The sequence below is a fragment of the Planctomycetaceae bacterium genome (assembly GCA_041398825.1).
Lineage (GTDB): Bacteria > Planctomycetota > Planctomycetia > Planctomycetales > Planctomycetaceae > F1-80-MAGs062.
The window spans coordinates 487736-510510 of the sequence record JAWKTX010000002.1 but is presented as its reverse complement, the minus strand read 5'-3'; the positions used below and the strand labels follow the sequence as shown (position 1 = coordinate 510510).

Below are 22775 nucleotides of genomic sequence, written 5' to 3'. Positions count from 1 at the left end.
AAATCGAAGCTGAGTTCCAAAGTGCGCAGAGAATTTCTTCAAAGCTGCTCAAGTTTCAGGCTTCAAACCCTCGGACATCCAGCAGTACATTTGTGCTTGGGTCAATCTGGAGAAACTCTGCCGACGTGCGTGGAACAATGCCAATAAAGTGGCCGGTTCGGAAAAAGTTGACTTGAGTCGCTCAAGCGGGATCAGGGTCGAAAAGCGGCGGCGTAGGCAGCGAATGCCGCCTTCCTTTTCTGCTCGTCTTCGAAGCCGAGAGTTTCCACAGAGAAAACAGTCACGGGCTGCAGTTTCACGGTCATGCCGAAATCGGCAAATTCAGCCTTGCGCAGATAGATCGCGACGGCTAGTGCCACATCAGCGGTCTGGACCGTTGCGTACGAAGGAACCTGTTTTCCAACATCGACGGCCTTCCGTGCCTGCTGGTTGCGAGGTGGCCAAAGTACAGAATGCACCGAGAACATTGACTCAATCCGCGGAATGTCTGCTTCACTGCCAACGGCAGCGAGGGTCAGAATGGCAAGAATCATATCCGGGCGCGTTGATTTCGACTCCATCACTCGATGTGCGAGGGTCTTGCCTGCGGGCAACTGGTGTTTGATACAGAACAGCAACGGTCGTTCGGCTGAAATTCCCGGCCGCACAACCCACTGGCTGGCCAGCGTACGGAGCACCTCTCGATTTCTGCCGGACACCATCAACTGATGAAATCGTTCATCTGCCAGCCCGTCCGAAATATTTGTCGAGGTAGCCCGCAGAAGTCTGATGGACGGGTCTGCGCCAAGAAACATTAACGCGGCAAACGACGTTGCAGGGAAACCTTCACTGACCCGGCTATTGAGTTGTTTCGAAACCGACTGACTTCTTTGCTCCAGCAGTAGCGGCAGCTGGGAGCGATCGAAAAGAGCGCTTCGAAACAACTGAGGTTCGGCCTTTTGCATCTCAAGAAACAACAAAACCGTGTCGGTACTGTTCCCCGCCAGTTCGGCAAATCGTTTCCAACTGCCCAGAGCGTTGGCCGTTTCAGGAGAAGGAGTCAGCGTCGCTACACTCAGGCGTCGGTCGAACTCAGATTGCTGAATCTTATCGACAATGGCCTGAAGACGGGGACGCTGGTCCACATTGGCAACTGCGACAATCTCCTGCAGGGGAGCGATTTCATCGATCGAAAGTGACAGAAGCGATCGCGTTGCCATCTGTCGCTCTGCGAAAGACCCATGCTCCATCTTTTCAACCAGCGCTGCGATTCTTGCACCTGCGTCGCTGACTGACTCTTCCGCAACCAAATCCAGGGTTGACAAATGTACTAGTGTGCAAGCAATTACAACAAAAGCGGAGCGGCAGCGTAGACGCTTGTTTCGCCCATCCGTCTTGTTGTTTTTTTGCGCAAGATACATCTGTGAAAAGGCTTATGAACGTTTCCAATGTTTCAAAACTCGCAGGATGCGTGGATGCTGCGTGATCCAGACGATTATCCGCTGGATACCTATCTCGTGCGGGCCGGAATTTGGGCAAGCTTCCTGAATCCAACAGGTCTGGGGCGGGGGCGTCCGCAAACTTGCCCTCGCTGACACTCTTTACCTGTTCGCCCCGCGTTCGGACGTCGTGTTTCCGACGTCTTTCTGATTTCTCGTAGCCTTGACAGGTTGAACGGCTGGATAATTGAGAAGCTTGTACCGATCGCGTAACCTGCGAAGACTGTGTCGCCTTCAACGTGTGGGGCGAATTTTACGGTCAGCGAGGATGTAACTGTTGTTCCTGGTTTCAAGTGATTGGCGACACATACCGTCGATAATGCATGAACCCGGGGCAGCAATTCTGTCGCCATCAGACAGAGAATTGAGGAGGACGTGCGTTGAATACCACTCGAAGTACAGCACACAAGGTACGAAATGCCTTGGGAATGCTGTCCATTGCGACAGCAATGCTACTAGCATCAATTACGTCGACCGGAACACTGCGAGCGACGCAGGATGAACCACCGGTCGCCAACGCGGCGAAACTGGTTCCGGAAGACATCCGGGAAGAGGCGCTTGAAAAAGTGGACGCAGCCTTCGCTGCTTCGGCCGGACCGCAATTGCGGGTTCTGTTCAACAATGAGGAGTCTGCGGATGCGCGTCGATCGGCCGCAGCGGAACTCACGAATCTGGCCGATCAGGCGGATCAATCGACGCCCGGTATGGCATCAGCAGTCAGCCGCCTCCGTCGACGGATTGCCCTGATCGAAGCAACGGTGAATGCCGGCGAAGTGCAGGACCTGTCTGCTGGTTCGACGACTTCAAACGTACCATCGGCAGCCCAGGCCGCGATCGACTGGTTGAACTCAGTTGGAAACGGGCAGCTCTGGCTGGACTACCTGCACCTGAATGATCTTCTTGACGAAGGTGTATCTGCGGATGTGCTGAAGAAGGTTTCTGAAAACCTGACTCCTGCCGAGACAATGGAAGACAGCCAGCGATCGTTTATGCAGCGACCTCAGTTGCTGAAGCTGAAGGCCGCGATCGATTCGACTCTGGCAACGGGAAGCGCGGATAGCGGAGAAGAAGCCGCCCGGGCAGAACTGAAACAGATGCTGGATCATCTGGTGGCTTCCACTCTTGCCTACGAAGCTCGCCAATTGTCTGTCGATGCCGATGCTGTTCGTTCTGCCTACCGCGCTCTTCGCAGTCGATTCCCGGCCGCCTACGCGGTGATCTCGCCGGTGATGGTGAATCATTACTTCAACCACAATCTGCACATCACGGTTTCTGAAAACCTGTTGTCACGACTGGTCTCCGATTATCGCAGCGAATCCGGCTGCATTGCCGACTGCATCATGGGGGCCTGGGTCACAGGTTCCCAGGTCACGAGCGTTAACGTGACGGCCGATATTATCCCGTCCAGCAACTCTGCCGCCTTTCGTATTCAGGCTGATGGTAACACTCGGTCTGACACCATCGCACGCAAGGATCCGGCCACGGTACGCACGCTTGGAAACCACTTTTTCCACACCGCAAAGCCAGTTTACTTCAATGGTCACGACGTCTACGGCGGCCCCGGCTCAATTGATGTCAACGTGAACAGCCAGACGGTCGCAGTGAACACCAAGTACGATGGCATCCCATTGATCGGCGGCATTATTCGCAACATTGCCCGAAAAGAGGTTGCGAAGAGCAAAGGCCAGTCTGAAGCACTGACACGTGATCGTTTGCGGGATGAAGCACTGCCGAAGTTCGAAACGGAAGTCGACAATCAACTGGCAGAATTAAACGATACGCTCCACAAGACACTGTCTTCGCTTGAACGCAAGGGTGTGGCTCCGGAAAGCATCAGTGCCAGGTCCAGCAGCAACCAGATCGCCGTAAGCTCTCGAACGATGAACGTGAATCGCGTTGGCGGCTCCACCCAGCCACCGATGCTTCTTTCTTCCAGTGGGCTGGCGTTGCAGGTTCATGAAACAGCGCTGAACAACACCATCGATGCACTGGAATTCAATGGTCGCAGCATCCCCGAAGATCAGGTCGCATCGGAACTGGAAGCCGCACTGAGCGAACTGCTTCAGCGGGATATCAAGCTTTCGAAGGATGACAAGCCGAAGGAGGAGTCAACTGAAGAACCCGAACCACCAACAACGTTCGTCTTCAGTTCGACTGATCCTATCCGTGCTCACTTTGGTGAGGATGAGATCATTCTGGTTCTCCGTGCCGGCGTCAATCAGGAAGGGAAAGACCCGATTCCCGAACAGATTATCACGGTTCCGATCAGTGTTTCACTTCAGGGTGGAAAGCTGATTCTTGAGCCAGGTACTTTTGGCGTCGCCAGTGTTGAAGAGACCAATCGGGCTCGACAGATCGGACGAGCGAACCAGATTCGACGAGTGCTCGGACGAACCATCGTTCGGCGAGAACTCGACACCACCTTCGACCTGCAGGGAAGTGCCGATCGAGCTCTCATGCTGACTCTCTCGTACATCCGGATTTCGGATGGATGGGTCACTGCTGAATTGCAGTAGCCTGCTGAAACGCAGTGAAGGATGAATTTCTGAGGCCCGACCTTTTAAGGTCGGGCCTCTTTTCGTGAATACCAGTGGTCTGTCACCCGTCACTTGGTTATCTGCGCAGTCCCCGGACTGCCGGGAGTTCAATAAGTTGAGCAATCTTTCAGGCAATCATGTCGCGACCGAATCCCGCAATACAGCCTCGTCAGCGATTGACGAGATGAGTTCTCTGCAAATCGTTCAGTTGATGAACGACCAGGATGCCACTGTAGCAGAAGCCGTCAGAAGCCAGGCCGCTTCGATCGCGGCAGCCATCGACGTGATTACAGATCGAATTCGCAGGAACGGCCGACTGATTTACATGGGGGCAGGAACCTCCGGTCGGCTCGGTGTACTTGATGCAAGTGAGTGTCCACCAACATTCAGTACACCTCCAGCCATGGTCGTTGGCTTGATCGCCGGTGGACAGAAAGCGTTGACGAGTGCCGTTGAAGGAGCTGAGGATGAAGGTGAGCAGGGAATTCAGCACCTGAAGGATATTTCGCTGAACTCATGCGATGTTGTCGTTGGCATCGCCACCAGTGGTCGTACGCCCTATGTCATCGCAGGTCTGGAATATGCTCGACACACAGGTGCCTACGCGATTGGATTCGCCTGCAATCCCGGTTCTGCATTGTGTGGCGTTACAGACCTGATGATTGAGCCTGTGGTCGGTCCTGAAGTCATCACCGGGTCGACTCGACTGAAGGCCGGGACGGCAACCAAAATGGTATTGAACATGCTGACTACCGGGACCATGGTTCGCCTTGGCAAGACCTTTGGCAACCTGATGGTCGACCTGACTGCGACGAATGAAAAGCTCGTAGATCGGTCTCGGCGCATAGTCGCTGAACTCACCGGCCTGAGTGCACAGGAATCGACGGAACAGTTGCAGCGATGCAATGGAGAAGTCAAGACTGCAATTGTGGCTTCGAGGCTTGGATTATCCGCCAGCGACGCGAGGATTCATCTGGCAAACTGTGGCGGCCATCTCCGAAAGGCGATCAGACCAGGTGATTCGCCAGGACCGACGGAATGCTGAAAAACAACCGGTGCAGGAAGTGACACTCAAAGCTGCGGTGAATGACATTCATGGGAAAACTGCATCCCGGAAATCCGGCGAGCACAACGATGGAATCGGGCAGCGATGGGCGATCGCACGACTACCCTGGGACAGAATGAACCGAACTTAACGATTCTGCGGAAAGCATTGATTCTGCCGGTGCACGACTGCCGATGAATATCCTCGTGATGGGTCTACCGCGATTCGCTCGAAACCGGCAGAGTTTGCCGAGCCTGAGAGTGCGGAAGGCATATGACAGAATTCACAGAAGATACTGGCGAGACTCGGCACAGCGAACCCTGTGTCTGTTTCCGGGGGCGATGGGAGATGGCTGCGGCCATCTGACTACCATGGTTCGCGGCCGAGAACTCGTCCAGCTCTTCGATCAACCTGCACTGAAGTGCTGGTTGACAGGTACGGGACCGGCCTGAAGCGGGATCAACGACTCGCGTTGCCGGAATGTCAGAACAGTCTGATTCTGGGAGATAACCAATGCTGAAGCGAGTTGTTTTGTTTGCCATCATCGTGATGGCAGCGTGTGTTCAGACGACGGATCGAGCGGAAGCCGCCCCTCCAGGGCAGCCTTCTGACTGGCAGCGATTCTACCATTATCCATACGTCTACTATCCACAGAACTTCCAGCGTCCTCAGACGTACGATCACATGTACTATCGCTACGCTCCGGAAATGCGGATCCCCGTCTACAACTCCAACTGGTACAACTTCTACCCGTCAGAGAAGCCATACCACAGGGGTGCTCACTTCATGCTGGACATCTTTTGATTGTTCAGATGCTGATCGTTCATGACGGTCACAGTGAAGCATCGAGAAAGCGAAGCATCGAAGAAGCATCGCAGCCAAAATACAAAACCGTCTGCAGTCTCCGCAGACGGTTTTTTCATGCGCTGAGCCTGGCTCATCAGAGTCTTAACAAATGGTTGTGGTCGACGCATCAGTCGCGAAGTTTTTGCCCGCGGGCCGGCACCCAGGTATTAGCACTTGTCGATTGAATTTCTCGCAATTCGTCGACTGTGATCGGCTGATTGATTTCCGCAGTTGCCTGGGATTTCGATTTGACTTTGCGAGGTCGATACTGGCTTGCGAGTCCATCATCACGATGGTTGCGGCTGAGGACACTCAGGAATGACATTGTCATGGCTCGGGGAGTGCTGAATCGCTGCAGTGCGATGACTGTCAGAAAAATCGCTCCCACCACGCCAATGACGATCGCGCTGTCCATTCCGGAACGGGGATCCACCGCGATGCAAATGCATATGGAGCATCCTACGGCCATCGCCACAATAAATGTCGAGGCGAGCAGGCTGCCCGTATCGCTGCGATTGTTTTGAAATCTTCGAGGCACCCGATGCGTTCCCCAATGAATCTTTGATCGGTTCCGGACAAAACACAGCGCTGATAATGCACAGGGCTGATAATACACAGGGCTGACAAAACACAGTGCTGATAAAACACAGGGTTGATAAGATGGGCGACCACACGCCGTTGCCCAGGGAGCAGCAGGCCGAGCACTCGAAAGAGACGCCGCTGACATCCCCGCCCGAAAGAACCGGACTGCGTGTAAAAGGCAGAATTTATCCGCCGGAATACGTTCTGTCGACTACATTTGGCAACTCTGTGTCTCGACGACCCTCCAGCGTTGCGGATTTGTCTGCCCGAAATCTCACCTCAGGCGACGTGGATTTGCGAATCCGATATGATTCCCGTTCACCTGGTTTTTGAGGGGAGGGGAAATCATGAGTTCGAATCCGGCAAAGGCACTTCTGTGCCTGATCGTGGTCCTGTTTCTGTCGACCGCTGACTGTGGCGCGGCCGAGAGATCCACCACCAGCCCCAACATCATCGTTTTTCTCAGCGATGATCAGGGATGGGGCGATCTCAGTCTGAACGGAAATGAGAATCTTTCGACTCCAAACATCGATCAGCTGGCTAAAGAAGGTACGCAGTTCGATCGGTTTTTTGTTTGCCCGGTCTGTTCTCCCACACGAGCTGAATTTCTGACAGGACGATATCATCCGCGTGGCGGAGTTTACGGAGTCAGCACCGGCGGCGAACGACTGAATCTGGACGAAGTGACGATTGCGGATACTCTGAAAGCCGCCGGATATGCGACTGCCGCGTTCGGAAAATGGCACAACGGGATGCAATACCCCTATCATCCCCTGGGCCGAGGCTTTCAGGAATTTTACGGATTTTGTTCCGGCCATTGGGGGCAGTACTTCACGCCGATGCTGGATCACAATGGCGAAATTGTGACAGGCGAAGGCTTTTGCATCGATGACTTTACAAACCATGCGATCAGGTTCATTGAAGAAAATCAGGACGAGCCGTTCTTTGTGTATCTGCCATACAACACACCACATTCGCCGATGCAGGTGCCGGATACATGGTGGAACAGATTTGCCGACAAAGAAATAACCAGTCGCCATCGAGACCCGGACAAGGAAGACGTCGTATTCACCCGCGCAGCCCTGGCAATGTGCGAGAACATCGACTGGAATGTTGGTCGAGTCCTTCAGACTCTGGATCGGCTGCAACTAACCAACGACACCATCGTGCTGTACTTCTGCGATAACGGCCCCAATAGTTTTCGATGGAATGGCGGAATGAAAGGCCGCAAGGGTTCCACCGACGAGGGTGGGGTTCGATCTCCGTTGATCATTCGCTGGCCCGGAAAAATTGCTGCCGGCAGAAAGGCCGAACCTATCGCCGCAGCCATCGATCTTCTGCCAACAATTGCCGACCTGGCCAGCGTTCCCCTCATTTCGACGAAATCACTCGACGGGGTCAGCCTGAAGCCGCTGCTGGCACCGGAAGCAATTCCCAATGAATGGCCCGACAGAACTCTGATTTCTCATTGGGGCAAACGAGTCGCAGCACGCAATCAACGCTTTCGTCTGGATGATGCCGGGCATCTTTTTGACATGTCCATCGATCCCGGGCAGTATTCCAATCTGGCTGAGCAGCACCCGGAGATCACCGAAGAACTCAAGGATGCTGTCCGCAGGTATCGCAACGAAGTCATGCCCGGTTACGACAAAGACAGTCGACCATTCCTCATCGCTCACCCGGATTTTGCCATCACCCAGCTACCTGCAAGAGATGCCGTCACAGTTGGCGGAATGACACGAAGTAGTCGTCATCCCAACTGCAGTTACTTCAGTAACTGGTGCAGTACCGAAGATGCCATTCACTGGAAGGTAGACGTCGTCGAGGAAGGCGAATTCGAAGTTGGCATCTATTACACCTGCGCTGCACCAGACGTAGGGGCCACAATTCAACTTCGGTTCAGAGACGTGATGCTGGAAGGAATCGTCTCAGATCCGGTTGAGTCTGCCCTGATTGGCGGCTCTGACGATCGCGTAGAACGTGGGGAGGGTTACGTCAAGAACTTTGGACGGATGACTCTGGGCAGGATGCACCTTCCCAAAGGAACCGGGACTCTCACACTTTCAGCCACCGATATCCCGGGTTCTCAGGTTATGGATTTCCGATTACTCACACTTCGCAGGATCAGCGCCGAGCCTTAGCCTGCGATATTTTCTGACGAGATTCCTGACCAACGGTGTTCCCGGGATCGCCAGATCAACTCCACTTCGGGGTTTGATAATTCTCTTTTTCAGTTTCAGAGTGTCTCTGACCAGATTGCCCTCCGATGAAGATCACACGTATTGCCGCCTATCAGATTGACCTTCCCCTGCATGAAGGAAGTTACAAATGGTCTGGTGGTAAGTCGGTTGATGTCTTTGACAGCACCATCGTGCGCGTCGAAACTGACAGCGGACTGGCAGGACATGGCGAAGTTTGTCCGCTGGGACCTTTTTATCTGGCCGCCTATGCGAATGGTGTACGTGCTGGAATCGCGGAACTTGCTCCACATCTACTGGGTCAGAATCCTACGCAGACCGGCCGACTGAACCACATCATGGACAAGGCCATGAAAGGCCATCCCTATGTAAAATCCGGAATCGATATTGCTTGTTGGGATCTTCTTGGACAGGCATCAGGTCTGCCGGTGTGCGACTTACTGGGAGGGCGTTACGGAGACGATTTCGTCTTGTACCGAGCTATTTCTCAGCAGCCAGCCGAACAGATGGCAAGGAATGTCGAAAGCTATCGCAATGCGGGGTACACTCGTTTCCAGCTGAAAGTCGGCGGGGATCCGAATGAAGATATCGAACGGATTCGGGCGGTCCGCGCGATTCTGGAACCAACCGATAAACTGATTGCCGATGCAAATACAGGCTGGCTGATGCATGAAGCCGCGAGGGTGGTTCGAGCTGTCAAAGATATCGATGTCTACATTGAACAACCCTGCCTTTCATACGACGAAAACCTGTCAATCCGGCGACGGACGGACCATCCGTTTGTTATGGACGAGCATATCGACAGCCTAGAGATGCTGTTGCGAGCTCACGGGGATCTGGGAGCCGACGTCGTCAACCTGAAGATCAGCAAGTTTGGTGGGCTGACAAAGATTCGTCAGGCTCGTGATCTCTGCCTGCAACTTGGCATCGCCATGACGCTCGAAGACAGCTGGGGCGGAGATATTACAACCGCGGCCATTGCCCATCTTGCACACAGCACGCCTCCGGAATTCCTGTTCACAGCAACAGACTTCAACAGCTATGTGACCGTAAGCAATGCGGAAGGTGCCCCACAGCGCGTGAATGGTCGAATGTCTGCCTCCACTGCGCCGGGCCTGGGAGTTCAACCTCGATTTGAACTGTTCGGCGATCCTGTCGTCGACATTCGGCTTTGATGCTCCATCGAATCAGGGACGTCTTGCCGCCAGTGAAAAGAGGAACCTGACTGAAAAGAGGAACCCGACGCGCCAGCAATTGATCGCTGGCCCATAAACGTCCGTGAAAATGTCCAATGTCCTTCGCTCACTCTTCGGGTTGCCCTTTGTGCGTTTTCCAATCGCGTGCGAACGGTTGCCTGTCGAAAGGCCAGGCGGGCCATCGTTGCAACCAACGCCCACGGATCGACGATGCCGGTGGGCGCGTAAGCCCGATCGATCCTGCATACTGCAGTATTTCGGCCAGGCCTTGTTCGCTGGCAACGTCGATGGAAATTGCCAGCACCACCTCGCTGATCTGATCGCCGCACGGGCGTGTTGCACCGACGCATCAGCCATTCCCGGGCATCTGACTCGTGCCACGCCCTCCCTGGTCACGAAGCTCGCCCGAAGACCGCGCCCGATACGACATGTCACGTCATGTTCGAGTCCCGTCTCAGGGAGCTTCGAGACATCATTCGAATAGAGAAAGCCGGTTGGGCGTTGGGTCCGTCTGGCTTTTTTGCGCCCATGTATCCTGCATAGACCGGAGTTCACCCGAAACCAGCAGGCCAGAATTCTCTTGACTCGGTTGTTGACGTTTCTACTCCGGGCGACATTAGCTTCCTGGAGGACGAATCTGTTGAACGACGAAACGCAGAAACTTCTGGTGCAGGAGATTGCTCGGTGTCAGCCGCGGCTCAGGGCGTTTATGCGCTGTTTACTGGTTCGGCAGGGCGACGTTGACGATCTACTGCAGGAAGTGAATGCGGTTCTGTGGGAGAAGGCGGAGGTTTCAGCCGGGGACTGATTTCTGGGCCTGGGCCAGTCAGATTGCCCGGTTCAGGTCGCTGAACCAGATTCCGAAAATACTCGCGAACGGCTGGTGTTCGACCCGAGATTGTGGAGCCATGGCGGCGGTGGCTGAGCAGCGTCTGGAGTCAGCTCGATGAGCGACGTAAAGGCGTTGAACATTGTCTGAATAAGCTCGCTCCACGGCCAACAGCAGCCTGATCGACCTGCGTTACGTCGGCGGCCACGCGATCGAGCGGATTGCGGAGGCCATTGGTCGCCCCGCAGGTTCGATTCGTCAGACTCTGTATCGCATTCGCGGTGCGGCTCCTGGACTGCATTGAACAGCAATTGGCGGCACGGGAGGTACTGAAGCATGACCCCCAGAAAACCTGATCAAGAACTATTGAAGGAATTGCTCATCGAACTGGTTGACGAGCAACCGAGTGAAGAGCATCTCGATGAACTGCAGCAAGTGGCGAAGTCGGTTCCGGATGGCATCAAGCAGATGGTTGATCATCTGCTGCTGGACTCGCTGCTGAGTGACGATCTGGGACGGGAATCGCTTACGGCATTGGTCGACTGGTGGCGGAACCTGATGTTTCGGAGTGCTGTGACTCGTCACAGCTTTCTCTGAAGTGACAGCCCGTTTCAGAAGGCTTGAAGACCAATCCAAATCGGCGACAAGTCGCCGCACTCAAGTGAGGCTCACCAACTGGCTGGTTATCGCGGCCAGCGTGGCGTTGGCAGCCTTTCTGCTGACAGGTCATGGTGACAACCCGGTCTATGCCAGTGCCAGCCAGATTGTTGAAGCCGCCATCCATACCCACGCTGAACCGATCGAGCGAGTCTATGTCGTCGAGTGAACGTCACCCGACAGCCGACAACGGGATGAATATCCCACGCGATGTGAAAGTCTCGACACAGGAGATCAATTCTGGGTGGAAATGAACGGCTATCGTCGCTGGGCCTGGGGACGTGATGCTGACGGAGCAATCTGGATGACGCTGGGGCCGCGCCTGGTTCGTGGTTGGTGCCGACGAGATGGGAGTGCCTCAAGTACATCGGCGACCTGTACACGCTGCATCTGGAAACACTGCTGCCAGAACTTTCTCAAGCATTGCTCAGTTGGAGCGGACCGGAAGGGTCCGGCAGGGACCGACATCATCACTGCCGTCCCTCGTCGACGCTGGAGTGAACGTCCGCTCAAACGGGCGATGATCGAAGTCGATCGCGAATCGAAAGCGATCCGGCGGCTCGTGGTCGAACGGGGGTTTCCCGATCAGTCCTCGACCATCGTGACGTTTACGCTGGTCGATTCTCGACTGGCTGACGAAGCGATGTATCGTCCGCAAGGGCATCTGAAAGAACCTAATCGAATATTCGCCAGTGATACAGATTCCGCCAGACGCCGTGAGCTGATCGTGAACTGGTTTGGCACATCTGCCGAACGCTGGATTCAAATCCCGGAGGCAGCTTCGAATGATCATTAGATTTCCTGCCTTCGTGGCATTCACATTCTGTCTCACAGCGGCACAGGTGGCCGTTGCAGAGCGACGAGCGTCCCGCTCCCGAGTCTCGAGATGCAGCCTGGTTCAAACAAGCAGACCAGACGGCGATGGCCGATTGAGCCGCGAAGAGGCTCCGAACAAGCTGTGTTCGACGATGTCGACACCGTTGGCGACAGGTTCGCCTCGGTAAAAGAGCTGCAGGTCTGGCTGGCGAAACGACCGCAGCGAACAACCCAGCCCACACCAGGCAGAGGAGAGCAAAATGCCCCGGCAACAGCCGCTCGATGGCGTCGAGAAGCGACCGGTGGTCATCTTCAGCGACGGCACGCGGATGACCGGCGACCTGTACGCATCCCGAAGGATCGTCAGCCCAACCAAAGTTTCCGGCCATTGTCCTTTGTGCCGGGACAGGCGGGACGAAGGGGGAACACAGGCCGTGTCGCGCTTCATCTTTTGCTCGGAACGGTTTCGTCTCGTGCTCGCGTTCGACTATCGCGGTTGGGGCGACAGTGAAAGCCAACTGATGGCGGTCCGATCCGCAGCCGAAACCTGACGAAAACAACGAGATGACCATCAAGGTCAAGGCGGCAGTGGCAGATGAACTACACCGATCAGACCAAAGAGGACATCCGTGCGGCCATCAGTTTTCTCGCGGGCGAACCGAACGTCGATAAGGATCGCATCGGTTTTTGTGGGAGCAGCTACGGCGGCGGACTGGTGCAACGATGGCCGCGATTGAACCGCGTGAAATGTGTCGCGACCGGTGCCCGGCATGGGCGGACGATCTCCGCGAGCCGTCGCCGCCGCCCTCATTTGGCAAGCGGCCTGCGGCGAGACCGAACCGGTCCCCATCGAGACCGGCGCTCAAGATGACCGGTGAATGGAACGCTACTCGAATATGCGAGTGAACCCGGCAAAGAGCGTGGGCTTCAATGCCGTCGAATCAGCCGATCGCATCACGTCTCCGATCATCTTTGTCGTCGCGGAGAACGAGGAACTGAGTAACAACGACAACGTCGAGGCTGTTCATAAGGGACTGCTCGAGCGCGGCGTGCCGTCGGCGTACCACGTCATCCAGGGATGCTGGCGTCTATCGCGAGGGCTTCGAGGAAGCGACGCAGTTGGAGGTGGCGTGGTTCCTGAAGCATCTATCGTTTAACCCGCAGCCGAAGGCGAAGACAAGTATGTCAACCCCCCTGCCGAAGGCGACGCTGGACAAAGACGGCTCACAATCAGACTGACTCCCCGCATCTTTCGGAATTCTTAGCAGACCCACAACGAAAAAGACGTCACATAGTGTAAACTAGGTAGCCATCCTGCACTCCGTTTCATTCAGCGGACGAGTTCCGTCGCAATGGAGCTTATTGACTTCCAGGACGACAAAGAAAGACCCAGGCCATCGATCCGATCGAAATCTTTCGCAGGCTTCCCAAACCGCCAGGAATCAACGATCCTATACACAAGCCAAGCCGAGGTCCTCAAATTGTGGTTCGAACAGGTCAAGTCGGACATCGTGCTGAAACTGCACACCGGCGGCGACAACGATGGTTGGCTTGTTGATGGCTCAATCAACGCTGAATGAAACAGGAGAGCCAGTACTTTCTACTTGGCTCCGACGATTCAACTGGTCAACCAGACGCTGGAAAAAGGCGAGGCAGCCAGCATCCCTGCGGTAACCTATGAAAAAGGGCAAGGACTGACGAAGACTTTGTCAATGGCAACGCCATCATGGTCGCAACATACTGTTGGCTCTTCAACGGGAAGAGCAAATTCCCGGCTTCATGATTCGGACATCCTCAAAGGCGTCTCGGCCGTAATCCTCGACGACACTTACACGTCGCGTTTTCCGTCGTTAGAGATTCATTCACTCTCGAGAGTCAGCTCGTCTGAGCGTCGTGACCGATATAACTCGTTAACCAGTCTCTTTCGTAAGCTTACAAAGCAGCAGCAGACTCGGGACTTTCGACGATGTCGTAAACGGCTCTGAATTCGCAGTACTCGAGGTACCGTATTGGGCATGGCACGAGCAGATCGACGCGGTACGAGAGCAGTTGCGATCCGATGCGGACGCCCACCCGTTTGAATGGCCCTTAATTCGTGATGAACTTCATCTGTGCCATGCGTTGATTAGCCGGGACGCGTTCACAGTCACGCCGATCGTGCCACTCGTCAATGCGTTCCCGACGTTCGCCGATGCACCGCGTCGCATTTACATGTCGGCCACGATCGCCGACGACAGTGACATCATTCGCACCTTTGACGCCAACCCGAATTCTGTGAGCAGTTCCCTGAGTTCGCGATCGTTGGCAGGGGTCAGCGAACGCATGTTACTGATTCCTGATCTAATGCCTTTCAAGTTTGATACGCATGACGCAATCGGCAAACTCCTGAAATGGACCGCCGATCAGAAAAAAGGAGCCGTCATCCTTGTACCGTCGGACAAGGCCGCCCAGCACTGGCAGGATGTGGCTACGGTAGCGCAGGGATCACGTCAGGTTGAGGGAGTCGTTGAGCAACTGCAAGCTGGATCAACGCACGGACCGCTTGTTTTCGCAAACCGATATGACGGAATGGATCTCCCGGGGGATTCGTGTCGGCTGCTTGTATTGAGTGGACTTCCGACGGGCACATCGAACTACGAGCTGTTTCGAGCCGCTGCCCTTTATGGTGGGACGGCGATCATCCGCATGCTGGCTCAGCGAATTGAACAAGGAATCGGTCGAGCCGCACGAGGTTCGGGTGATCATTGTGTCGTCGTGCTCGCTGGGGCGGACCTCGCGGGTTGGATCGCGAAAGAAGCAAATTTCCAACTCTTGACGAGTGCAACGCGCGCTCAAATGCAGATGGGAATCGAAATCAGCAAGGAGGTCCAAGACCTGAAAGAGCTTGCAAACACAATCAAACGAAGTTTCGACCGTGATGCAGATTGGACTGAGTACCATGCGGAAACATTGGCAGAATTAGTCGACGGGGGAGAAGCGTCTGGGGGACGATTTTCACATGTCGCCGCGGAACGTAAGGCGAGTGAACCTCTGGCAAGATGGCTATCCCAAAGGCGATTGCAGAATCGGAGGTTTTGAATGACTCAGCAGAGTTGGATCGGCAAACTCGCGTTGGATGGAGCAATTGGCAGCGAGGATCGCCCATCATTGGGGGCAAAGCGAGCGAGCCGAGAGTCTCAACAAGATGCTTACGCACAGAACCGAAACCTATTTCGGCCTGCCGTTCGCCCACCATATTCCCCTCTTCCTATTCCGGGCGAACAAGCAATTGCCATTGTTCGACAACTCAAGGCGTACCATATCCGGCGTGGATTCCTAAAAACGTTCGATGACACCGTTGCTTATCTTCATCATGCGGCATCGTCCAATCAGTTCGAGAAGGCCCTCGCAGATTTGGGTTCGATGATTGGTTTTTCGACGGAGCGACACGACGTGAATGGCGAAGGCCCGGACGTTCTATGGCTCCTTCCGGGTAATGTCGGCTTGGTTATCGAGGCCAAGAGCCGAAAGAAGGCTAAGAACGCTGACAAAGGAAGAACACGGTCAACTCCTTGTCGCTGCAGAGTGGTTTACGAAGAACTATTCTTCATACCAGTGTGAACGCATCAGTGTTCATCCGAACGCAATTGCAACGAAGGCAGCCGTTGCAGGCGCATCTCGTGCACTGACCTATGAAAAGCTTGCGTCCTTAATCGCTGACGCCCGAGTTGTGCTTTCCCGGTTGTGCGAATCGCAATTGTCGGAAACCGAGCTCGTGACGGAGTGCGATCTCTGCTGGACTCGAATATCAATGCTAAGTCGATTGTTGGCGCCTACTTCGTGCCATTCGAATAAAGCCGCACTGTCGCAAGGAAGGGCGGCGGCCAAGTCGCCGCTGGCACCGGAAGCAACCGCATTTCGAACCGCGTGCGAAGCAGGTTCTGATGCTTTGCATGGAGGGAGGACCATCACACGTCGATTCATTCGACTACAAGCCGGGTTCGCGAAACTCGAAGAGGCCATCGGCAAGGGAAAAGTCCCCAATGGCAGCTGATGCCGTCACCGTGGGAGTATCGACAGGGCGGCGGTCGGGACTGTGGATTTCCGATCTGTATCCCGAAGTCGGAATCACGCCGACAAGCTGTGCCTCATCAACAGCATGCAGACCGACATCCCGGCGCATCCGCCGGCGTTTATTCAAATGCACACCGGCATCTCGACGTCGCCGCGACCGTCGATGGGAGCCTGGTGCTGTATGGCTAGGGACCGAGAACGCGAATCTGCCCACGGCTTCGTCACCATCTGCACCCCGTCCAACAACGGAGGCTCGACGAACTTCGGGAGTGCGTTTCTGCCGGCGTCGTCCAGGACAAAGATCGGCACGAACCGCCAGCCGATCTCGCGCATCAAAATCGCCAGCCTGAAAAGCCCCCGCACGCAGACGGCTCAGGAAGAGCAGTTGGCCTTCATTCGGTCGCTCAATGCGTCCGCTGAGGAACACGATCACAACAACCCGTTCATCGCGGGCTTGAGTGAAGCCCACGAACTCGCCTATCGGATGCAGGGAGAACTCCCGCCTGTCATCGATCTGTCGCAAGAGACGTCAGCCACACAGGAATTCTACGGCATCGGCACGACCGAGACCGACGACTTTGGTCGGCAGTGCTGATGGCGCGGCGACTACTCGAAGCGGGGTGCGGTTCGTCGAAGTCTGTCACGGCGGCTGGGACCAGCATCGCAACCTGAAGAAGACCACGGCAAGCACGCCGGAGCGACCGACAAGCCGATCGCGGGACTGCTCACCGACCTGGCCGCACGCGGCTTGCTGAAGGACACGCTGGTGCTGTGGGGCGGCGAGTTCGGCCGCACACCATACGCCCAGGTCGCCGACGGCCGGACCACAACCACACCGGTTATACGACGTGGATGGCCGGCGGCGGAGTCAAAGGCGGCTTCCAGTATGGAGCCACCGACAGATTCGGTTACGAAGCCGTCGTCGACAAAGTCCACATCCACGACTGGCACGCCACGATCCTGCACCTGCTCGGCCTCGACCACGAACGCCTCACCTTCCGCCACGCCGGCCGCGACATGCGTCTGACCGACGTCAAGGGGCGGGTGCATGACAGGATGTTCGCATGAGAGACACTATGAAAATGGTTGGATGGCACTCGTCTCGATGGCGATGTGGCCAATCGGAACTGCCGCTGACAAACCCAACATCATCATCTTCCTCGCCGACGACCTCGGTTACGCCGATATCGGTGTGTACGGCTGCCAGGACATCCCCACGCCACACGTCGATGCCCTCGCGAACAACGGCGTGCGATTCACGGGGTGGCTCTGCCACGCATCCGGTCTGCTCGCCATCGCGTGCAGGCTCGATGAGCAGGATGTATCAGCATCGCTTCGGGTTCGAACACAACTCCGGCCGGAACGCTACGCGTCGTGAACTTCGGCATGCCGCGCGATGTTCCATGCCTGGCTGAAAACTCAAAGGAGTCAGATAGCGACGTATGGTCGGCAAGTGGCACATCGGCTTCAATGAGGGCTGCGCTTCCGGCACGAGCGAGTTCGACCACACGTTCGTATTCCACTCGAGCGCGCGGTCGTTTTTCCTGAAGAACCGCCACGCAATCCGCTGTATCGCACGCCACCACGGTCGATGAGAAGTTCGACTACATCACCGACGAGTTTGCCCGACGAGCGGTGGAGTTCGTCGGTCGCAGCGAAAGCAAACCGTTCTTCCTCTACTTTCCCTTCAACGCGGTGCATTCACCGCTCGAAGCCACGGACAAATATCAGGATCGCTTCCCGCACATCACCAACCGCAAGCCAAGACCTACTGGCGTACTCGCCGCCCTCGACGACGCGATTGGCAGTGTGATGGCGAAGTCCGCGAACTTGGTCAGGAGGAAAACACGCTGATCATGTTCTACAGCGACAACGGTGGGCCGACGGCCGAAACCACCAGCTGCAACGACCCTCTGCGGCTTTAAGGCCAGATGTTCGAAGGGGCATTCGCGTGCCGTTTGCAATGCAGACTCGAACCCATAACGACCGGACTCAAGGCTGAGCCTGCCTGGGAAAGCTCCAAAATCAACTGCGAGCATGGCGGCTATGTGGTTGTTGACAGCCACATCTACATGAACCAAGGCAACGGCTGGAGTTGCCTGGAGCTGAAGAGCGGTAAAGAGAAATGGTCCGGGCGCGGCCCAGGCAAAGGCTCCATTATCTACGCCGACGGCATGCTGTACTGCCTTGGAGAGAACGGAACGATGGGCCTGATCGAAGCCAGCCCGGCAGCTTTCAAGATATAGATTATTGGAAACTCGTGCACATTCCTCGCGAAGGCGCGTCGATGCTCTTCAACCTCAAGGATGACATCGGCGAGCAGCACGACCTCGCCACGACCCATCCTGCAAAGCTCAGGGAACTGCAGGCCGCCTTCGCAGAATGGGAGACGGGCACAATCGCGGCGAAGTGGATACGGCAGGATCAGCGCAACGCCGAACCCGGCGGCAAGTTGAAAACCGACGTCACACCGGGTCGTCGCAGACCGGCCGCCAATCGCATCGACGAAGCCTTCAAAGCCGCCGACAAGAACGGCGATGGCAAGCTGTCTCGCGATGAGTATCCACAACCGGGCGTCTTCGACGCGGTTGATACCAACAAAGACAGATTCGCAACGCTCGAAGAGGTACGTGCCTACTTCAGAAAAGGGCGAGAGACATCGCGGCAGGAGACTCAACAATAATGTTGTCGTCACACCGGATTCCACACCTGCTGGAATCCGTAACCGCTGAAGTGCTTTTCATTGGCTGTCGCGAAGTGAGTCACTCCGTGGTGCCGCAATGTGAACGCCAGCCGGGCGTCGATGATGTGCCGGAATCCTGCTGTGGTTGTTTCGGTCCACTGCCACAACGGCTCTGCAACCGGCGGTTCGTAGTCGCCGAATTCCCACTTCGGGTTGCCTCGCAAAGCGGCGCAGAACGCGGCCGCTTCCGCCGACGACTTCGGACTCCGGAACACCGCGGGATTCCGAAGCTGCATGTAAATCTCCACGAGCACCAGCCCGCACAGCAGAAACCGCTCGCCTCCGGACGCCTGCTCGTCAAAGAACCGCCGGGCCGGTGCATGGTACGGCGACTGGGGATTCGCCGCGTAGAGGAACAGGTTCGTGTCGGCGGACACAATCATGACTCAATCCCGCCCTTCGATCACGTCCGCCTCGGAGTTCACCTCCGCTGGATCGAGCAGAAAATCGCCTCCGCAATCGAGCGTCGGAAACTGCCACTGGCCCGTGGACTCCGCGCGACTGGGGAAGCGGTCCACGAAATGCTCGGCCGCCTTGCGCATGACCTCGGACAGCGACCAGTCCTGCTGCTCTGCGATCTCTTTGAGCCGCCGGTAGAGTGGGTCTGGAAACTGGATATTCGTGCGAATCATGATGTCAATCTTACACCAGCGCCAATATGGCGTCAATCGGCTGAGCTCACGACCATTCGGAATCCGACGGTGCGTGACGCTCTTCTGCAATCAAGCACGGTACACGGTACGCAGGAAGTCCTCGATCATGAAAACCACATTACCACTTCTTCTGCTTCTGTCATTGGCTGCGAACGGATTGACACAATCTTTCGCGACCGACTTCAACCCGCGTCCCCACGGTGATGAAGCCAGCAAAGCCGGATTGAATCCCGATATGCTGTTGAAGCTCGACGCCGCGTTGCAGCGGGCTGTCGAGAACCGCGAAGTCGCCGGCGTCATTGGCCTGATTCACCGCAACGCGGCTACTTCGAATCTTTCCGCTGGCAGGACATTGAAGCAAAGAAGCCAATGCCGAAGGACGCGATCTTTCGACTGAAGAGTATGAGCAAGCCAGTGGTCACCGTGGCCGCTCTGGTTCTGTTCGACGATGGGAAGTTTGGTCTCGACGATCTGATCTCGAACCATCTGCCGGAGTGGAAGGAATCGAAAGTCAGCGAGGAGGACAGACTCGTTCCGGCGCGGAAACCGATCATACCGCGCATGCTGATGACCCACAGCAGCGGGCTGTATTACCAGCTTCCGGGCAAGCTGAGTCGAGATGAACTGCCGGCTGCGGTGTTTAATCGGCTGGACAAGAACAAAGATGGGGTTGTTACAATCGACGAGCTGAAGGCGCTGGGGAAATCAAGGTGATGAGGGATCCAGCGACTGCGCTTACTCCTTCGATGACGAGTGTCGTGGTAACACAAGACACTCAGGTACCACAATCGCACTGACAACAGGATGTATTTTTGATGGTAAGCATTTCCGTGTATCTGAAGATTATCTTTGCCGTTGTCGTATTGTCGCTCGGTGGAGTTGCATCCGCACAGGATGCCATCCCACTGGTCGAACAAGCAGTCAAAGCCGCAGGTGGTCAGCATAATCTGTTACATCGCTTCACGATTCAGGAACGACTGAATGTGAGTAAAGACCTGGAGAAGCCCGGTAAACCGCGTGAGTCGGTATTCGATGGGCACGAGCACTGGTGGTTCCGTGGAGGCAAAGGAGCCTGGCAGAAGAAGAAGGATGAACCAGCAACAAAACTGGTTTGGGCCTGGACGCTCGAAGTGTTCACCGATCCGGAAACCAAAGTCGAAGCGATTACGGACATTAACGAAGACGACAAAACCCTGGCAGGACTGCGGCTCAGCGAGACGATTAAACCTGCGATGGATGTCTACTTCGACAAGGAAACCTTGCGACTCGTGCGCATCGACTGGCGGAGCGACATCCATCGCCTCAGCGAATGGAAACAGCAGGACAACATCTGGTATCCCGCTCGTTGTGTGGGATTTAAGAAAAACACCGGTAAACCCTGGTATGTCAGCGAAATTGTTGAACTGCATCGAATCGATTCATTGCCGGAAGGACTGGAAGCGACCAGTTCTGAATAGAGGAAAGAACAGGAACTGTAAAAATAGAACGCCGTCGTGTTGTGATCGTCATCACTGGGCTTACGGTTGTCGTCTGCGCCGCGCCATTCGCCCGCAGTGTGCGGGCACAGAACGCTGTTGAGGAACGGTTCAACCAGCTCGACAGGCATGGCCTCCGGCAATTCGGAAACGGTCGTCCAGGGGAAGAAGAGCATCTTCGGAGACTGATGTGAGTTGTTGCGTTGCCAGGCACCTGGCTCGACAAGCCCCCGTGTTCGAACGACGCCCGTCTCGGGGAACTTTCGGAGGGCCGTGCGAACACGATCGAACTTTATTCACGAACAACTTCTTGAAGTTTTCGGCTGGGTCACCGGTGTTTACCGGGGGCTTGTATGCCACATTTGAATCATGCAGACTGACCGGATTCGGTCGATCTGAAGAGATCATCCACCATTCACAACCAGTTCACACAAATCGGCAAGGCTTCGCACGACATGCGTCGGATCAGCTGAGCGAAGCTGCGACTCAGTCTGCGCTCCAGTGGTGATGCCGAACGTCATTCCGCATCCGGCGTTCTTACCTTCTTCAATATCGATCGTTGAATCCCCGATTTTTGCAACGGCATCACTCGATTTCACTCCCGCCTGTCGCATGGCCAGAAGGATCATGTCGGGAGCCGGTCGACCGTTTTCGACGTCGCTGGCGGTCACCAGTCCATCGATGTCCCGTCCCACCTCCCAGCCGATCTTCGCGACAAGGCTTTCTGCGGTGACTCGGTCGTACCCGGTGTTGAGCACCACTTTAACACCGTGCCGTCGGAGCTTCATAAAGGTTTCTGAAGCTCCCGGTTGCTCTTTCACATCCAGCGCTGCGTAGGCGGCATCAAGCATTTGTTTGAAGTTGTCAAAGATCGCAGCGACCTCTTCATCCGAATGTTGTTGTCCATCCAGAGCAAGAACGTCGCGGATCGCTTGCGATTTTTCCTTGCCAGCGCCAACCTCCTGAACCTGTTCCTGCGTAAACTGATAACCGACAGCATTGATGGCGGCACGGACGGTTTTGTAGACAACGTTGTCTTCATCAATCGTGGTTCCGGCCATGTCAAACACAACGAGCTGGATCATGGAAGCTCTCCTTTCTTAATTGATTCGCGGTTCCATAAACACACACAAGACGATGGCTTCACGTGTGTTTGGGTTAATAATCCGGTGGGGAATATGGCTGTCAAAGTACAGGCAGTCTCCCTTGCGAAGGGAATGCAATTCGCTGTCGAATTCGAATTCGATGGCTCCCTGGAGAACCATCAGAAATTCTTCTCCCTCGTGCGTCAGTGCCTCTTCCCGTGCCACACCAGCAGGAATGGTGAGCAGAAACGGGTCCATGGATCGATTGGGGCGTTTGTGTGCCAGCGACTCATAGATAGCCGTATTGGTCTTGCTTTTGTCACGCTCGACAACCTTCCGGTCGTCCCTGGCAATTTTGACCAGAGTTGGTTTCTCATCCAGTCCCTGGACAAGTTCGGAGACAGTGACGCCGAGGGCAGAGGCAATTTGTCCCAGGGCAGGCAGTGACGGCGTGATCCGAAAGTTCTCCACCTTCGAGAGCCAGCTGCGTGTCAAACCAGTCCGCGAGGCAACATCATCCAGTGTAAGCCGTCTGTCCAGGCGGAGCTTGCGAATCCGCTGTGCGAGTTCCACGAGGTTCAT

Annotated in this window: 28 protein-coding genes and 1 pseudogene; 23 read left to right on the top strand and 6 right to left on the bottom strand. The window is 55.6% G+C overall.

What is annotated here, in order from left to right; translation table 11 throughout:
* Positions 1 to 191: 191 nt before the first annotated feature.
* The gene (locus R3C20_05880) at positions 192 to 1304 is read right to left on the bottom strand and encodes a hypothetical protein (protein ID MEZ6040014.1); all 1113 of its coding nucleotides are present in this window, start codon (positions 1302 to 1304) and stop codon (positions 192 to 194) included.
* A 123-nt stretch (positions 1305 to 1427) separates the two neighbouring features.
* Here R3C20_05880 and R3C20_05875 point away from each other — a divergent pair, with 123 nt between their 5' ends.
* The 4 genes from R3C20_05875 to R3C20_05860 all read left to right on the top strand — a co-directional run bounded on the left by R3C20_05875 (position 1428) and on the right by R3C20_05860 (position 5864).
* Positions 1428 to 1574 carry a hypothetical protein gene (locus R3C20_05875; GenBank protein ID MEZ6040013.1) on the top strand — a complete coding sequence of 49 codons (147 nt, stop codon included), beginning with the start codon at positions 1428 to 1430 and terminating at the stop codon, positions 1572 to 1574.
* A gap of 284 nt (positions 1575 to 1858) precedes the next feature.
* Positions 1859 to 3994 (top strand): hypothetical protein, encoded by a 2136-nt coding sequence (locus R3C20_05870; protein MEZ6040012.1) that lies wholly within the window; start codon positions 1859 to 1861, stop codon positions 3992 to 3994.
* A gap of 136 nt (positions 3995 to 4130) precedes the next feature.
* Positions 4131 to 5060, top strand: a complete 930-nt coding sequence (gene murQ, locus R3C20_05865; GenBank protein MEZ6040011.1) for an N-acetylmuramic acid 6-phosphate etherase — start codon at positions 4131 to 4133, stop codon at positions 5058 to 5060.
* Positions 5061 to 5573: 513 nt separating this feature from the next.
* On the top strand, positions 5574 to 5864 hold the full coding sequence (locus tag R3C20_05860) for a hypothetical protein (GenBank protein ID MEZ6040010.1): 291 nt from the start codon (positions 5574 to 5576) through the stop codon (positions 5862 to 5864).
* Positions 5865 to 6033: 169 nt separating this feature from the next.
* On the opposite strand, the gene R3C20_05855 is transcribed toward R3C20_05860, so the two are convergent.
* Positions 6034 to 6444, bottom strand: coding sequence for a hypothetical protein (locus R3C20_05855; protein ID MEZ6040009.1), 411 nt, complete (start codon positions 6442 to 6444; stop codon positions 6034 to 6036).
* Positions 6445 to 6835: 391 nt separating this feature from the next.
* Here R3C20_05855 and R3C20_05850 point away from each other — a divergent pair, with 391 nt between their 5' ends.
* The 16 genes and pseudogenes from R3C20_05850 to R3C20_05775 all read left to right on the top strand — a co-directional run bounded on the left by R3C20_05850 (position 6836) and on the right by R3C20_05775 (position 18920).
* Positions 6836 to 8629: an arylsulfatase gene (locus R3C20_05850; protein ID MEZ6040008.1), complete on the top strand. Its 1794-nt coding sequence runs from the start codon at positions 6836 to 6838 to the stop codon at positions 8627 to 8629.
* Positions 8630 to 8754: 125 nt separating this feature from the next.
* Entirely contained in the window at positions 8755 to 9861 is a 1107-nt protein-coding gene (locus R3C20_05845) for a cis-3-hydroxy-L-proline dehydratase (GenBank protein ID MEZ6040007.1), read from the top strand.
* A 661-nt stretch (positions 9862 to 10522) separates the two neighbouring features.
* A complete protein-coding gene (locus R3C20_05840) occupies positions 10523 to 10690 on the top strand; it encodes a hypothetical protein (GenBank protein ID MEZ6040006.1) in 168 nt (55 codons plus the stop codon).
* A 357-nt stretch (positions 10691 to 11047) separates the two neighbouring features.
* Complete coding sequence (locus tag R3C20_05835) at positions 11048 to 11308, top strand: hypothetical protein (protein ID MEZ6040005.1); 261 nt, start codon at positions 11048 to 11050, stop codon at positions 11306 to 11308.
* Between the two features lie 64 nt (positions 11309 to 11372).
* Positions 11373 to 11537: a hypothetical protein gene (locus tag R3C20_05830; GenBank protein ID MEZ6040004.1), complete on the top strand. Its 165-nt coding sequence runs from the start codon at positions 11373 to 11375 to the stop codon at positions 11535 to 11537.
* Positions 11538 to 11618: 81 nt separating this feature from the next.
* Complete coding sequence (locus tag R3C20_05825) at positions 11619 to 12164, top strand: hypothetical protein (GenBank protein ID MEZ6040003.1); 546 nt, start codon at positions 11619 to 11621, stop codon at positions 12162 to 12164.
* Positions 12165 to 12444: 280 nt separating this feature from the next.
* Positions 12445 to 12735, top strand: coding sequence for a hypothetical protein (locus R3C20_05820; protein MEZ6040002.1), 291 nt, complete (start codon positions 12445 to 12447; stop codon positions 12733 to 12735).
* A gap of 327 nt (positions 12736 to 13062) precedes the next feature.
* Positions 13063 to 13341 (top strand): hypothetical protein, encoded by a 279-nt coding sequence (locus R3C20_05815; GenBank protein ID MEZ6040001.1) that lies wholly within the window; start codon positions 13063 to 13065, stop codon positions 13339 to 13341.
* 892 nt (positions 13342 to 14233) lie between these two features.
* Positions 14234 to 15262: a helicase C-terminal domain-containing protein gene (locus tag R3C20_05810; protein MEZ6040000.1), complete on the top strand. Its 1029-nt coding sequence runs from the start codon at positions 14234 to 14236 to the stop codon at positions 15260 to 15262.
* Positions 15263 to 15784, top strand: a complete 522-nt coding sequence (locus tag R3C20_05805) for a hypothetical protein (GenBank protein MEZ6039999.1) — start codon at positions 15263 to 15265, stop codon at positions 15782 to 15784. It begins immediately after the preceding gene.
* Positions 15785 to 16259: 475 nt separating this feature from the next.
* Positions 16260 to 16832: a DUF1501 domain-containing protein gene (locus R3C20_05800; GenBank protein ID MEZ6039998.1), complete on the top strand. Its 573-nt coding sequence runs from the start codon at positions 16260 to 16262 to the stop codon at positions 16830 to 16832.
* Positions 16833 to 17008: 176 nt separating this feature from the next.
* Positions 17009 to 17305 carry a DUF1501 domain-containing protein gene (locus tag R3C20_05795; GenBank protein MEZ6039997.1) on the top strand — a complete coding sequence of 99 codons (297 nt, stop codon included), beginning with the start codon at positions 17009 to 17011 and terminating at the stop codon, positions 17303 to 17305.
* 22 nt (positions 17306 to 17327) lie between these two features.
* A complete protein-coding gene (locus tag R3C20_05790; protein ID MEZ6039996.1) occupies positions 17328 to 17615 on the top strand; it encodes a sulfatase-like hydrolase/transferase in 288 nt (95 codons plus the stop codon).
* Positions 17616 to 17839: 224 nt separating this feature from the next.
* A pseudogene (locus R3C20_05785) lies at positions 17840 to 18091 on the top strand (sulfatase-like hydrolase/transferase).
* Between the two features lie 77 nt (positions 18092 to 18168).
* The gene (locus R3C20_05780) at positions 18169 to 18483 is read left to right on the top strand and encodes a hypothetical protein (protein ID MEZ6039995.1); all 315 of its coding nucleotides are present in this window, start codon (positions 18169 to 18171) and stop codon (positions 18481 to 18483) included.
* 41 nt (positions 18484 to 18524) lie between these two features.
* The gene (locus tag R3C20_05775; protein MEZ6039994.1) at positions 18525 to 18920 is read left to right on the top strand and encodes a hypothetical protein; all 396 of its coding nucleotides are present in this window, start codon (positions 18525 to 18527) and stop codon (positions 18918 to 18920) included.
* 8 nt (positions 18921 to 18928) lie between these two features.
* Here R3C20_05775 and R3C20_05770 read toward each other — a convergent pair whose 3' ends face one another.
* Positions 18929 to 19363, bottom strand: a complete 435-nt coding sequence (locus tag R3C20_05770; protein MEZ6039993.1) for a TA system VapC family ribonuclease toxin — start codon at positions 19361 to 19363, stop codon at positions 18929 to 18931.
* Positions 19364 to 19366: 3 nt separating this feature from the next.
* Positions 19367 to 19612, bottom strand: coding sequence for a ribbon-helix-helix protein, CopG family (locus R3C20_05765; protein ID MEZ6039992.1), 246 nt, complete (start codon positions 19610 to 19612; stop codon positions 19367 to 19369).
* Positions 19613 to 19739: 127 nt separating this feature from the next.
* On the opposite strand from R3C20_05765, the gene R3C20_05760 reads away from it, so the two are divergent.
* The 3 genes from R3C20_05760 to R3C20_05750 all read left to right on the top strand — a co-directional run bounded on the left by R3C20_05760 (position 19740) and on the right by R3C20_05750 (position 21090).
* Complete coding sequence (locus R3C20_05760; GenBank protein ID MEZ6039991.1) at positions 19740 to 20030, top strand: hypothetical protein; 291 nt, start codon at positions 19740 to 19742, stop codon at positions 20028 to 20030.
* Positions 20003 to 20347 (top strand): serine hydrolase, encoded by a 345-nt coding sequence (locus R3C20_05755; protein MEZ6039990.1) that lies wholly within the window; start codon positions 20003 to 20005, stop codon positions 20345 to 20347. Before R3C20_05760 ends, R3C20_05755 begins: the two co-directional genes overlap by 28 nt.
* A 101-nt stretch (positions 20348 to 20448) precedes the next feature.
* Complete coding sequence (locus R3C20_05750) at positions 20449 to 21090, top strand: hypothetical protein (protein MEZ6039989.1); 642 nt, start codon at positions 20449 to 20451, stop codon at positions 21088 to 21090.
* A 422-nt stretch (positions 21091 to 21512) separates the two neighbouring features.
* On the opposite strand, the gene R3C20_05745 is transcribed toward R3C20_05750, so the two are convergent.
* Together R3C20_05745 and R3C20_05740 are read right to left on the bottom strand one after the other, a co-directional pair.
* The gene (locus R3C20_05745) at positions 21513 to 22193 is read right to left on the bottom strand and encodes a phosphonatase-like hydrolase (protein MEZ6039988.1); all 681 of its coding nucleotides are present in this window, start codon (positions 22191 to 22193) and stop codon (positions 21513 to 21515) included.
* Between the two features lie 15 nt (positions 22194 to 22208).
* Entirely contained in the window at positions 22209 to 22775 is a 567-nt protein-coding gene (locus R3C20_05740; GenBank protein MEZ6039987.1) for a cupin domain-containing protein, read from the bottom strand.

Coding starts and splice junctions, on each gene's coding strand:
- R3C20_05775 (MEZ6039994.1), top strand. CDS start 18,525: ATGCTCTTCAACCTCAAGGATGACATCGGCGAGCAGCACGACCTCGCC.
- R3C20_05875 (MEZ6040013.1), top strand. CDS start 1,428: ATGTTTCAAAACTCGCAGGATGCGTGGATGCTGCGTGATCCAGACGAT.
- R3C20_05755 (MEZ6039990.1), top strand. CDS start 20,003: ATGCCGAAGGACGCGATCTTTCGACTGAAGAGTATGAGCAAGCCAGTG.
- R3C20_05820 (MEZ6040002.1), top strand. CDS start 12,445: ATGCCCCGGCAACAGCCGCTCGATGGCGTCGAGAAGCGACCGGTGGTC.
- R3C20_05805 (MEZ6039999.1), top strand. CDS start 15,263: ATGACTCAGCAGAGTTGGATCGGCAAACTCGCGTTGGATGGAGCAATT.
- R3C20_05860 (MEZ6040010.1), top strand. CDS start 5,574: ATGCTGAAGCGAGTTGTTTTGTTTGCCATCATCGTGATGGCAGCGTGT.
- R3C20_05750 (MEZ6039989.1), top strand. CDS start 20,449: ATGGTAAGCATTTCCGTGTATCTGAAGATTATCTTTGCCGTTGTCGTA.
- R3C20_05845 (MEZ6040007.1), top strand. CDS start 8,755: ATGAAGATCACACGTATTGCCGCCTATCAGATTGACCTTCCCCTGCAT.
- R3C20_05835 (MEZ6040005.1), top strand. CDS start 11,048: ATGACCCCCAGAAAACCTGATCAAGAACTATTGAAGGAATTGCTCATC.
- R3C20_05760 (MEZ6039991.1), top strand. CDS start 19,740: ATGAAAACCACATTACCACTTCTTCTGCTTCTGTCATTGGCTGCGAAC.
- R3C20_05765 (MEZ6039992.1), bottom strand. CDS start 19,612: ATGATTCGCACGAATATCCAGTTTCCAGACCCACTCTACCGGCGGCTC.
- R3C20_05745 (MEZ6039988.1), bottom strand. CDS start 22,193: ATGATCCAGCTCGTTGTGTTTGACATGGCCGGAACCACGATTGATGAA.
- R3C20_05825 (MEZ6040003.1), top strand. CDS start 11,619: ATGAACGGCTATCGTCGCTGGGCCTGGGGACGTGATGCTGACGGAGCA.
- R3C20_05815 (MEZ6040001.1), top strand. CDS start 13,063: ATGGAACGCTACTCGAATATGCGAGTGAACCCGGCAAAGAGCGTGGGC.
- R3C20_05780 (MEZ6039995.1), top strand. CDS start 18,169: ATGTTCGAAGGGGCATTCGCGTGCCGTTTGCAATGCAGACTCGAACCC.
- R3C20_05770 (MEZ6039993.1), bottom strand. CDS start 19,363: ATGATTGTGTCCGCCGACACGAACCTGTTCCTCTACGCGGCGAATCCC.
- R3C20_05790 (MEZ6039996.1), top strand. CDS start 17,328: ATGGCACTCGTCTCGATGGCGATGTGGCCAATCGGAACTGCCGCTGAC.
- R3C20_05850 (MEZ6040008.1), top strand. CDS start 6,836: ATGAGTTCGAATCCGGCAAAGGCACTTCTGTGCCTGATCGTGGTCCTG.
- R3C20_05740 (MEZ6039987.1), bottom strand. CDS start 22,775: ATGAACCTCGTGGAACTCGCACAGCGGATTCGCAAGCTCCGCCTGGAC.